This is a genomic window from Planomonospora algeriensis, assembly GCF_977012225.1.
On record NZ_CDRNDK010000209.1, the window covers coordinates 1 to 10,651 of the forward strand.

The 10,651-nt window shown below is 73.7% G+C and carries 12 protein-coding genes; 7 read left to right on the forward strand and 5 right to left on the reverse strand.

The features are described from left to right. Both ACWJ6R_RS20725 and ACWJ6R_RS20730 read left to right on the forward strand, forming a co-directional pair. Positions 1–633: TOBE domain-containing protein (locus ACWJ6R_RS20725; RefSeq protein ID WP_449063821.1), on the forward strand; the 633-nt coding region annotated here is incomplete at its 5' end. A gap of 376 nt (positions 634–1,009) precedes the next feature. Beyond that, positions 1,010–1,420 (forward strand): phosphotransferase, encoded by a 411-nt coding sequence (locus tag ACWJ6R_RS20730; protein ID WP_449063831.1) that lies wholly within the window; start codon positions 1,010–1,012, stop codon positions 1,418–1,420. Between the two features lie 66 nt (positions 1,421–1,486). Here the strand turns inward: ACWJ6R_RS20730 and secA2 are convergent, their stop codons facing one another. Then, a complete protein-coding gene (gene secA2 / locus ACWJ6R_RS20735; RefSeq protein WP_449063822.1) occupies positions 1,487–3,760 on the reverse strand; it encodes an accessory Sec system translocase SecA2 in 2,274 nt (757 codons plus the stop codon). Between the two features lie 275 nt (positions 3,761–4,035). Between secA2 and ACWJ6R_RS20740 the strand changes: the two genes are divergently transcribed. The 3 genes from ACWJ6R_RS20740 (at position 4,036) to ACWJ6R_RS20750 (ending at position 6,712) form a co-directional block, all read left to right on the forward strand. Next, entirely contained in the window at positions 4,036–5,643 is a 1,608-nt protein-coding gene (locus ACWJ6R_RS20740; RefSeq protein WP_449063823.1) for a sensor histidine kinase, read from the forward strand. Between the two features lie 117 nt (positions 5,644–5,760). Next, a complete protein-coding gene (locus ACWJ6R_RS20745) occupies positions 5,761–6,255 on the forward strand; it encodes a hypothetical protein (protein WP_449063824.1) in 495 nt (164 codons plus the stop codon). Positions 6,256–6,349: 94 nt separating this feature from the next. Next, on the forward strand, positions 6,350–6,712 hold the full coding sequence (locus ACWJ6R_RS20750; RefSeq protein WP_449063825.1) for a VOC family protein: 363 nt from the start codon (positions 6,350–6,352) through the stop codon (positions 6,710–6,712). A 149-nt stretch (positions 6,713–6,861) separates the two neighbouring features. Here ACWJ6R_RS20750 and ACWJ6R_RS20755 read toward each other — a convergent pair whose 3' ends face one another. The 3 genes from ACWJ6R_RS20755 to ACWJ6R_RS20765 are packed head-to-tail and all read right to left on the reverse strand — an operon-like array spanning position 6,862 to position 7,907. Continuing rightward, positions 6,862–7,218 (reverse strand): hypothetical protein, encoded by a 357-nt coding sequence (locus ACWJ6R_RS20755; protein ID WP_449063826.1) that lies wholly within the window; start codon positions 7,216–7,218, stop codon positions 6,862–6,864. Then, entirely contained in the window at positions 7,215–7,685 is a 471-nt protein-coding gene (locus tag ACWJ6R_RS20760) for a hypothetical protein (RefSeq protein ID WP_449063827.1), read from the reverse strand. The genes ACWJ6R_RS20755 and ACWJ6R_RS20760 overlap by 4 nt, the downstream gene beginning before the upstream one ends. A gap of 57 nt (positions 7,686–7,742) precedes the next feature. Next, positions 7,743–7,907: a CGNR zinc finger domain-containing protein gene (locus ACWJ6R_RS20765; protein WP_229798289.1), complete on the reverse strand. Its 165-nt coding sequence runs from the start codon at positions 7,905–7,907 to the stop codon at positions 7,743–7,745. A gap of 60 nt (positions 7,908–7,967) precedes the next feature. Between ACWJ6R_RS20765 and ACWJ6R_RS20770 the strand changes: the two genes are divergently transcribed. Together ACWJ6R_RS20770 and ACWJ6R_RS20775 are read left to right on the forward strand one after the other, a co-directional pair. Then, on the forward strand, positions 7,968–8,753 hold the full coding sequence (locus tag ACWJ6R_RS20770; protein ID WP_449063828.1) for a class I SAM-dependent methyltransferase: 786 nt from the start codon (positions 7,968–7,970) through the stop codon (positions 8,751–8,753). Between the two features lie 65 nt (positions 8,754–8,818). Continuing rightward, positions 8,819–9,826 carry a DMT family transporter gene (locus ACWJ6R_RS20775; protein ID WP_449063829.1) on the forward strand — a complete coding sequence of 336 codons (1,008 nt, stop codon included), beginning with the start codon at positions 8,819–8,821 and terminating at the stop codon, positions 9,824–9,826. Here ACWJ6R_RS20775 and ACWJ6R_RS20780 read toward each other — a convergent pair. Then, positions 9,816–10,651, reverse strand: an 836-nt coding sequence (locus ACWJ6R_RS20780; RefSeq protein WP_449063830.1) for an FAD-dependent monooxygenase, incomplete at its 5' end; no start/stop codon positions are given. The two genes, ACWJ6R_RS20775 and ACWJ6R_RS20780, sit on opposite strands and share 11 nt — an antisense overlap.

The window sequence follows — 10,651 nt, forward strand, 5'->3', positions numbered from 1 at the left end:
CAGGCCCAGCGGGTCGCCCTCGCCCGGGCGCTGGCCGTACGGCCCCGCCTGCTCCTCCTCGACGAGCCGCTCGCCGCCCTCGACGCGCACACCCGCCTGGACGTCCGCGCCGCCCTCCACCGCCACCTCGGCGACTTCGACGGCGCCGCCGTGCTGGTCACCCACGACCCGCTCGATGCGATGGTGCTGGCCGACCGGCTCGTCGTGGTGGAGGACGGCGCGGTCGTCCAGGAGGGCGCCCCCTCGGCCGTGGCCCGCCACCCCCGCACGGACTACGTCGCCCGGCTGGTCGGGCTCAACCTCTACCGGGGCGTCGCCGACGGGCACGCCGTACGGCTGGACGGCGTCACGCTGAACGCGGCCGAGTCCCAGACCGGCCCGGTGTTCCTGGCCTTCCCGCCCACCGCGGTCGCCCTCTACCGCACCCGCCCGGACGGCACCCCCCGCAACCTCTGGGAGGCGGTGATCGGCGGGGTGGAACGGCACGGCGACCACGTCCGGGTGCTGCTCACCGGCCCGGTCGAGGCCTCCGCCGACGTCACCGCAGCGGCGGTCGCCGAGCTCGGCCTCCAGCCCGGCGCGCGGGTCTGGGCCGCGCTCAAGGCCACCGAGACCCACGCCTACCCGGCCTGACCGGGCACGGGGCCGGATAACCGCTCGCGGCGGCGGGCCACGGGCGTTCAGACTGGCCGGATGGACGGGAGACGGGGTCGTACGGCCGACGCGGTGGTGACGTCGGAGGGCGAGTGCCTGGGGAGCCTCGGGCCGTTCCCGGTGGTGACCCCCTGGTGGGCCGATGCCGGGCCGGTCGCCGACCACCTGACGGCGCTGCTCGGCGTGCCCGTCATGGTGCTGCGGCTGGTGAAGGTCCGGGGCGGCGGCGGAGCCAGGGACGGGCACGTGACCTACCACCGGACTCCTCGACGGCGAAGCCGCGACCGGCCTGTCCGCCGCCGAGCTGTCGGCGGCGCGCCGGCTGGCCGACGGGCTGCCCGGACTGGCCGCCGCGCTGGAGGAGTGCGGCCTGCCGCACTCCCTGGTGCACGCCGACTTCCATCCCGGCAACTGGCGGTCGGACGGGCGGCGCACGGCCGCCGTCGACTTCGCCGACTGCCATTTCGGCCACCCCGCGCTGGACGCGCTGCGGACGTGCGAGTTCCTGCCCGCCGACCGCCGCCACGAGGTGACCGGCACCTGGACCGCGGCCTGGTCGGCGCTGGTCCCCGGCTCAGACCCGGCCAGGGCGCTGGCCCTGGCGGGCCCCTTCGCGCGCCTGGCGTACGCGGTGCGCTACCAGGAGTTCCTGGACGGCATCGAGACGAGCGAGCGCGTCTACCACGAGGGCGACCCGGCGGCCGAGATCCGTGCGGCTCTGGCCGCCGCGGCCTCCCTCGACGGCGGCGGGCGGTCCGGTGGGTGACCCGGTAGGGGCGGTTCGGCGGGAACGGTCCGGTGGGACGGGTGACCCGCCGGGGGCGGGCGGCCGTCAGCGGCGTCTGGACCCGCGGGCCAGGCGGCTGGTGATGCGCTCCAGCTCGGTGCCGAAGGGGTTGTCCTGGACGAGGTAGGTCCAGGTGGCGGTGGGGCGCTTGAGGCCGGCGCCCTCCAGATCGAGGCCGTCGGCGGTGATCTCGGCGGCTTCGAAGGCGGCGACCGAGCGGGACTCCACCTCGGCCAGCATGCGCCGGTAGGCGCCGACGGCCTCCTTGTGGAACTCGTCGATCGGGTTGGCCCGGCCGAGGACGCGCAGGTGGATGCCCTCGCGGACCTCGCCGAGGTAGGCCAGGTGCTCGGCCCAGCAGCGGTCGAGGTGGAACAGCACGATCTGCCGGGCGGCCTCGTGCAGCACGTCCGCGGCCCCGCCGGTCCCGGTCCCGCTTCCGTCGGTCTCACCGCTTCCACCGGTCCCGGCCCCGCCTACCAGGCTCTCCAGCACCTCGGCCCAGCGCTCGGGGGCGGCCGCGGCGAGGGCCTCGGAGGCCGTACGCCCGCGCAGGACCTTGTCCCGGCGCGCCAAGACCTCCTCGCGCTGCCGCTCCAGCAGACGCGTGTAGCGCCAGGTGTTGCGGTGGATCTCCATGTCGACGCCCTCGGCGATGCGCTGGGCGTGCGCGACGAGCCGCTGGGAGGGCACCCCGCCGGTGTACTCGTCGGAGACGTAGCGGGCGATCAGGTCGTCCTCGCCGCTGACGAAGAAGATCGAGCCGCCAGGGTCGCCCTGCCGGCCGGCGCGGCCGCGGAGCTGGTCGTCCAGGCGGCTGGCGGAGTGCCGACCTGAGCCGATGACGTACAGCCCGCCCAGGGCGTCGACCCCCTCGCCGAGGCGGATGTCGGTGCCGCGCCCGGCCATCTGGGTGGAGACCGTGATCGCGCCGCGCTCTCCGGCGGCCGCGATGATCGAGGCCTCCTCGGCGTCGTTCTTGGCGTTGAGGACGACGCACTCCAGGCCGCGGCCGGCCAGGGTCAGGGCGAGCCGCTCGGACTCGGCCACGTCCAGGGTCCCGATGAGGACCGGCCTGCCGGTCGCGTGCGCCTCGGCGATCTCGTCGGCCAGTGCGCGGTCCCGCTCCAGGGCGTGCTCGAACAGGCGGTCCGGCTCGTCGGCGCGGACCAGCGGCCGGTTGGGCGGGACGACGGCCACCTCGAGCCCGTAGAACTCGCGGAGCTGGTCGCCGACGGCCACGGCCGTACCGGTCATCCCGCACTTGACGGGATAGCGGGTGATCAGCCCCTGGACGGTGATCGAGTCGAGGATCTCGCCGGTCTCGGAGGCGGGCAGCGCCTCCTTGGCCTCCACCGCCGCCTGCAGGCCGTCCGGCCAGCGCTGCAGCAGCGCTACCCGGCCCCGCGACGGGTTGATCAGGTGGACCCGGCCGTCGCGGACGATGTAGTCGACGTCCTTGGTGAGCAGGGCGTGGGCGTGCAGCGCGAGGCTGACCTCGGCCAGGGTCCCGGGGGCGTCGTAGAGCTCGACGCCCAGGGCGTTCTCCACGGTGTCGATGCCCTTGGGCGTCAGGTGGACGTTGCGGGCCTGGTCGTCGATCTCGTAGTGGTAGCCCTTGACGAGCTGCCGGACCAGCGCGGCCATCTCCGGCACCGCGTCGCCCGGGTCGGCGGCCCCGGCCAGCACCAGCGGCACCCGCGCCTCGTCCACCAGCACCGAGTCGGCCTCGTCGACCAGCGCGACCTGCGGTTCGGGCACGACGAGCTCGGCGACACCGGTGCGGAGCCGGTCGCGCAGCACGTCGAAGCCGATCTCGCTGACCGAGCCGTAGGTGACGTCCCTGGCGTAGGCCGCGCGGCGCTCGTCCGGCGTGGAGTTCTGGTCGATCCAGCCGACCGTGACGCCCAGCGCGTCGTACAGCGGGCCCATCCATTCGGCGTCGCGCTTGGCCAGGTAGTCGTTGACCGAGATCACATGGACCCGCCTGCCCTGCAGGGCGTATCCGGCGGCGGCCATCGCCCCGGAGAGGGTCTTGCCCTCGCCGGTGGCCATCTCCGCGACGTTGCCGGAGAGCAGGGCGAGAGTGCCGACGAGCTGCACGTCGTACGGGCGCAGCCCCAGCGACCGGTCGGAGGCCTCCCGGAGCAGGGCGCAGAAGGCGGCCAGGTCGTCCACCCGGGGCTCGGGCAGCTCCGGAAGGGACCGCAGCCGCTCCTCATGGGCCCGGGAGGCGGCCACCGTCCGCTCGAAGGGCGTCAGGTCGATCGAACCGGGACGCTCCAGGAACCGCCTGACGAACTGCTTTATCGACACCACGTTCCCTCCAACGCCCGCTCCCCGGATCGCGTTCCCGCCGACCGGCGGGTCGTCGTGGAACCGGAGCGGGCGGGGACCGCCCGGCCGTCGGCCTCCGGACCGGGCCGGGGGCCCGCAACCGGTATCTTGTCCCCGCCGCGAGTCCCGCTCCCCGCGGGCCTGCGGTACCGGGTCCCGCTTCCCGCGGGCCTGCGGTACCGGGTCCCGTTTCCTGCGGGCCTGCGGCACCGGATTCCGCTTCCCGCAGGACCGTTCCGCCGGAAGGTGAGAGGGCGATGACCGCTGAGGAGAAGGCCGCACCGTCCCCCGAGAGGGCCCGGGCGGGCCGCTGGAGCGCGCAGGGATGGGTCAACGTCGTGCTTCTGGCCATGGCGTTCCTGCTCGCCGTGTCCGCGGTGGCGGGGGCCACGGCCCTGCGCAACACCGCGCAGGTGTCCAACCGGCTGGTGGACCAGATCTCCCCCGCCCGGATCGAGTCGGAGCGCCTGCACGCCGCCATGCTGAACCAGGAGACCGGTGTCCGGGGCTTCGTCCTCACCGGCAAGGAGGAGTTCCTGGAGCCGTACACCACCGGCCTGGAGGCCGAGCGGCGGTCGGTGGACGAGATCAAGCGGCTCATCCGGCAGGGGCGGCCGCTGCGCGAACTGGACGAGGTGGAGCGCCTCATCGGGCTGTGGCGGACCCGGCACGCCGAGCCGATGATCGAACTGACCCGTGACGAGGGCGCGGAGAAGGTGAGCACGGCGCAGGTGGAGGCGAGCAGGCGGGCCTTCGACGCCGTCCGCGCCGCGATGGACGCGCAGAACGCCGCCTGGACGCGATCACGGGACGACGCGCGCGTCGACCTGAGCGACGCGCGGCTGGTCCGCGACGCCGCCTTCCTCGGCATCCTCACGATCCTGCTGTTCGCGATCATCGCGGTGGCGGTGCTGCTGCGCGTGGTGGTGTTCCGCCCGCTGGACCGGCTGGGCGCCGCCTCGCGCCGGGTCACCGGAGGGGACTTCGAGCACCACGTCGACACCGGCGGCCCGGCCGACATCGCGGCCCTGTCCCGCGACATGGAGGCGATGCGCGAACGGATCGTGGCCGAGCTGGAGGAGACCCGCCGGGCACGGAAGCTGCTGGAGGAGCAGACCACCGAGCTGCGGCGCTCGAACGCCGAACTGGAGCAGTTCGCCTACGTGGCCAGCCACGACCTGCAGGAGCCGCTGCGCAAGGTGGCCAGCTTCACCCAGATGCTGGAGCAGCGGTACGGCGAGCAGCTGGACGACCGGGCCAAGCAGTACATCGCCTTCGCGGTGGACGGCGCCAAGCGCATGCAGGTGCTCATCAACGAGCTGCTCACCTTCTCCCGGGTGGGCCGGATCACCCGGGAGCCGGTGACGTTCGGTCTCGAGGAGACGATCGCCTCGGCGCTGCGCAACCTCACCGCGGCGGTGGAGGAGTCCGGGGGCGAGGTCGAGCTCGGGCCCCTGCCCGAGGTGACCGGCGACCGGTCCCAGTTCGTGATGCTCTGGCAGAACCTGCTGGGCAACGCGCTGAAGTTCCGCCACCCCGACCGCGCGCCCGTGGTCCGGGTCGAGGCGCGGCGCGAGGACGGGGAGTGGCTGATCACCGTGACGGACAACGGCATCGGCATCGACGCCCGGTTCGCCGACAAGATCTTCATCATCTTCCAGCGGCTGCACAACCGGGACGCCTACGAGGGGACGGGCATCGGCCTGGCGATCTGCCGGAAGATCGTCGAGTACCACCGGGGGAGGATCTGGCTCGACACCGGATACACCGGGGGGACGCGCTTCGTCATCGCCCTGCCCGCGACCGGCGAGGAGTCGGAACCGGAGCCGGAGCTCGAGCGGTCCGGGGCCGGGGAATCCCTCTGACGCGCTTTTCCGGTAGAAGGTTGTTCCGTTCCGGCATGGGATGAATCACGGGATCACCCCCTCTGCGCAGGGCGTTTCCCGTGCCAGGATGAGCCCGATCCCACGATCGGAGAAGACGTGAACACGACCTCGGCCGCCGCGGCCCTCGCCGCCGCCCTCCTGCTCGCCTCCGCGGCGCCCGCCCTGGCCGCCGCACCCGCCTCGGCCCCGGCGGCGTCCGCGCCGGCCGCCGAGCGGGAGTCCGGTCTGAAGACGGTGTACGGCTGGGCGAGGAGGTCCGGGAACTCCGCCATGATCGTCACCCCGCACCGGGTCAGGCGCTACGGCCACGGCGAGGGCGAGAACGGCGGCTGGTACATCGGCGGGCGGAAGGGCGCCCCCATCAGGATCGACTACACCGAGGGACTCGACTTCCGCCAGGTGAACAAGAAGTGCGGCAGGCCCCCGGCGGGCCACCCGTACGACACCCGGAGCAGGTACGAGCTCGGCACCAAGCGCTGCGACCCGATCGACCTGTACGACCGGCTCCGCAAGGGCAGGATCCCGGTGAAGGTCGTCTACGACCCGGCCGGCCCGATGGCGGTCAAGGTCCACGAACTGGTCCTGCCGTAGGACGGAGGTCCACCACCGGGCCCCGCCGCAGGACGACGAAAGCCTCGGCCGTACCTGACATGATCTGACAGGTATGGCCGCCACGATGGTCCCCATGACCACGAAAGCCAAATTCCTCGCCGTGACCCTCGACTGCGCCGACCCCAAGCGGCTCGCGGACTTCTACGCCGCCGTGTTCGGCTACGAGGTCCAGTACGCCGAGGACGAGTACGCCGGCATCGGCGACGGCACCATGACGATCTACTTCCAGAAGAACACCGAGCGCAAGCCCGCCGCCTGGCCCGGCCCGGACAAGCAGTTCCACCTGGACGTTCGGGTCCCGGACGTCGACCGGGCGGTCGAGGAGTACGTGGAGCTCGGCGCGAGCAAGCCCGACTTCCAGCCCGGCGGGGAGAACTGGACGGTGCTCGCCGACCCCGAGGGCCACCTGTTCTGCGTCTGCCCGGCCCGCGACTGACCCGGCCGGGCCCGGTCCGTGACCTGGGGGCCGGTCACGGACCGGGCCCGCCGTTCGGCGGCCTCACCCCCGGCCGTCGGGAGGCTCGCCGGACGGCGGACGTCTCCCAGGGGAAGGTCGCCTGGTCGGCTCGGCTTCCGCGCCCGGCCTCAGGCGTCGGTGTCTTTCGGATGACGAGGCGAGGCGTAGACGACCCAGACGGTGCGGGTGTCGTCATCGATGGCATAGCGGACGCGCCCGCCGCTGGTGACCTCGAATTCCCACTGCTCCATGTCGCGGCCGTTGTGACGATGAGTCGCCAGGTCGCCGCGGAGCCGGTGCTGCCGTTCGTGATCCGCCCGGGAGCGGGGATCGGCACGCAGCACTTCGAAGCAGCGGCGCGTGTTGGCCAGGGCGTGCCGGCACAACTCCTCCCAGCCCTTGACCGCGTCGCTGGTGCCGAATCGGACATCCCACTCGTCGTCGGGAGGCGGGACCGTGACCCGGTCGCCGCGCTTGGGACTCACGCGGTGACCTCGACCGGTCCGAAGTCGCCGCCGGTGGCCTTGCGCGCCTGGGCGTATCGTGCGGGGTCGGCCTTGATGCGGGCGGTCGCCTGCCAGCCCGCGATGACCTCCTGTGCGGTGGTGTCGACATCCAGTTCCGCGGCGTCGGAGAGCGCCTCGACCAGTTCCAGGGTGAAGGAACGAAGCTCGTCAGAGGTCAGGTGGCGGACCCAGGGGAAGACGTCAGGCATGGCGATGACCAGCGTGCGGGCGGTCGGATCGTGCTTGAGGAGGGCCAGGAAGAGGCGCGATGCGGTGGTCAGCGTCTGTCCTCGCCGGTCCTCACGGTCGGCGGCGGTCAGGTAGAAGTCCGGGGCGTCGCGGTGGGTGATACGGACCCGGCCCAGGCGGACGGCGCGCTCGGCGACGGCTCGGGGGTTTCTGGACAGGTCCGAGAAGGTGACGGCGTCGGCGTTGCTGGTGCTCACCCCGCCATCGTAGGTCAGAACACATTCTGATAAGCGGTGAACCGCGGCGGCGCGCCCTCACGGAGTCCTGCCCCTGGCGCGGAAGGCGGCCGTCTTGACGCGGTTCTGGCAGGCGGTGCCGCAGAAGCGGCGGGTGCCGTTGCGGGAGACGTCCACGTAGACCCGGTCGCAGTGCGGCGCGGTGCACACGCCGAGGCGGTCGTGGAACTCGCTGCCCAGCACGATCGCGAGCCCGGTGGCGCAGCTCGCCGCCCAGTCCTCGGCGGCGGTGCCCCCGGTGCCGTGGAAGTGCAGGTGCCACGGCTCCCCGTCGTGCCGCTGGAGCAGCGGCCGGGCGCGGGTCTCCTGCCCGGGGCGACGGTGGTCTCGGTCGACGCGGACCCGCTGCTGCTCGGCCTCGGCCGGGCCGCCTACCCCCGGCTCAGGTTCGTCTCCGCGGACCTGCGCACGCCCGGCTGGAGCGACTCCCTGGGCCTGGACCGGCCCGCCGACGCCGCGGTGAGCACCACGGCCCTGCACTGGATCTCCGCGGCGGACCTGCCGAAGATGTACGGCGAGCTGGCGACCGTGCTGCGTCCGGGCGGGCTCCTGCTCAACGGCGACCACCTGGAGACCGACGACGCCACTCCGGCCCTCGCCCGCCTCGAGCGCGCCCTGCACGAGCGGGAGGCCGAGCGCAGGTTCGCCGGCCGGCGGCCCGAGGACTGGCGCCAGTGGTGGGACGCGGTCACCGCCGACCCCGCCTTCGCCGAGCTCCATGCGGCACGCACCACGGCGGGCGCCGACCACCACGGTTCGGAGTCCCCGCTGCTCTTCCAGCACGTCGACGCCCTCCGCGACGCGGGCTTCACCGAGGTCGGCTGCCTCTGGCAGCGCGGTCACGACCGGCTCCTCTGCGCCGTCCGAGGCCGTCGAGCCCCGGCCGGCCCAGCGGCGCCGCCGGGACGGCCGGAAGGCCTCCGGGGCCGATGGGAGGCCTCCGGAAGGCCTCCAGAAGGCCTCCGGGAAGGCGGCGAAGACGGTCGATCAGCCTTGAGGAGGCCCTTACCAGCCCGTCGAGAGCCCTAAGCTGGATGGATGACCCGAGTATCGCTTTTTTACCCATGCGCGGCTTCCCCCGAGGGCGGGTGGCGATGACCTGGGTCGGGATCTCGATCGCTCTCGTCGGCGCGCTCGGCTACGCCCTGGGCGCCGCGCTCCAGCAGTTCGAGGCGGTCGCGGAGGGCGCCTCGCTCAAGCTGATGAGACGCCCCCGCTGGTGGCTGGGGGGCGTCATCGGTTTCACCGGCGCGTCCCTGCACGCGGTGGCGCTGAGCTTCGCGCCGCTGGTCGCGGTGCAGCCGATCAGTGTGGCGACGCTGGTGTTCGCGGTGCCGCTCGCGGCGATGCTGCACGGCAGGAAGGCCCACCGGGCGGAGATCGTCGGCTCGGCCGCGGTGGCCGTCGGGCTGCTGGGCCTGCTGCTGCTGGTGCCCTCGCACGCGGTGACGCCGCACATGACGGGCCGGGAGGCGTTCGGCTTCCTCGGCTGCATCGGGCTGGTCGTCCTGGTGACCCATCTCGCCGGGCGGAAGGCGCGCGGCCCGGCCAAGGCGCTGGTGCTCTCGGTCGCCGCGGGCGCGGTGACGGCCAGCGTCTCCACCTTCGTCCGGGTGGTGGGCGGGAACTTCGGCGGCGAGTGGGCCAACCTGCTCAGCTGGTTCACCCTCGCCGTCCCGGTGCTGCTCATCTGCGCGGTCGTGCTGCTGCAGAAGTCCTACGAGGTGGGTTACTTCGGCATCGCCTACGCGGGCGTGCAGGTGGTCGACCCGATCACCTCGATCCTCGCCGGAGCGCTCCTGCTGGACGAGGCGATGCCCTCCGGTTGGTCGAACGTGCTCCCCGCGCTCCTGGCCGGAGCGCTCATGGTCTGGGGGACGCTCACCCTCGGGCGGCTCGCCCCCGACCACAAGGCCCCCGCGCCCTCCCCGGAGACCGTCCCCGCCCTCTCCGCGGAGTCCTCCGCGGATTCGGCCCCGGACCGCGCGGCGGAATCCGAACCGGCTCACGAGCCGGTCCCTGAGTCCGCCGCCGCTCCCGCTCCAGCCCCCGCTCCTCCGGCCCCCGCCTCCGCTTCCGAGAGCGTCTCGGTCACGCCGTAGGCGGGTGCCAGCCGAAGATGTCGTCCGCCGCGCCGGCGGCCTGTCCCGGGGCGAGCCGCGCGGCGAGCAGCATCGCCGTGTCGCGCAGCCGTACGGCGAGCGGATTGCGGATCTTCGTGGCGCGGCAGATCGCGGCGGAGCGGGCGACGATCTTCGAGGTCCGTTCCAGGCGGGCGGCGGTGTAGGCCCCCAGCCGTGAGGTGACGTCGGGCGCGGCGCCCTCCCCGGACCCGGCGACGTGGGCCAGCACGACCGCGTCCTCGATCGCCTGGCAGGCGCCCTGGCCCAGGTTGGGCGTCATGGCGTGCGCCGCGTCCCCCAGCAGCGCCACCCTGCCCCGGTGCATCGCGGGCAGCGGGGTCGCCAGGTAGTGGACGTCGTTGCGGAGCACGTCCTGCGGCGAGGCCGCGGCGAGCAGCGCCGGAATCGGGGCGTGCCAGTCGCCGAACAGCCGCCGCAGCTCCGGGAGCTCGCCATCGTCCCCGCGGTCGGCGCCGTTGCCGCCCGCACCGTTCCCGCCGCCCGCGGGCACGGTGTCGGTGGCGTAGCAGTAGGTCGTGCCGCCGGCCAGCGGCATGATCCCGAAGACCCGGCCGGCGCCCCAGCTCTCCGATGCCTGACCGGGCACGCCCTCGGCGGGGACGAGCACCCGCCAGCTCGTGGTCCCGGAGTAGCGCGGGCCGGGGTGGCCGGGGAACAGCGCCGCCCTGACGGGGGAGTGGATGCCGTCGGCGGCCACCACGAGCTCGGCCTCCAGGATGGTCTCCCGCCCGCCGCCCGCGCGCCGGTCCGACGACGGGGGTCCGGTGCCGGCGGCGCGACCGG

Excerpts from the sequence above, each read along its gene's own strand:
- ACWJ6R_RS20740 (WP_449063823.1), top strand. The coding sequence starts at position 4,036 with ATGACCGCTGAGGAGAAGGCCGCACCGTCCCCCGAGAGGGCCCGGGCG.
- ACWJ6R_RS20750 (WP_449063825.1), top strand. The coding sequence starts at position 6,350 with ATGACCACGAAAGCCAAATTCCTCGCCGTGACCCTCGACTGCGCCGAC.
- ACWJ6R_RS20775 (WP_449063829.1), top strand. The coding sequence starts at position 8,819 with ATGACCTGGGTCGGGATCTCGATCGCTCTCGTCGGCGCGCTCGGCTAC.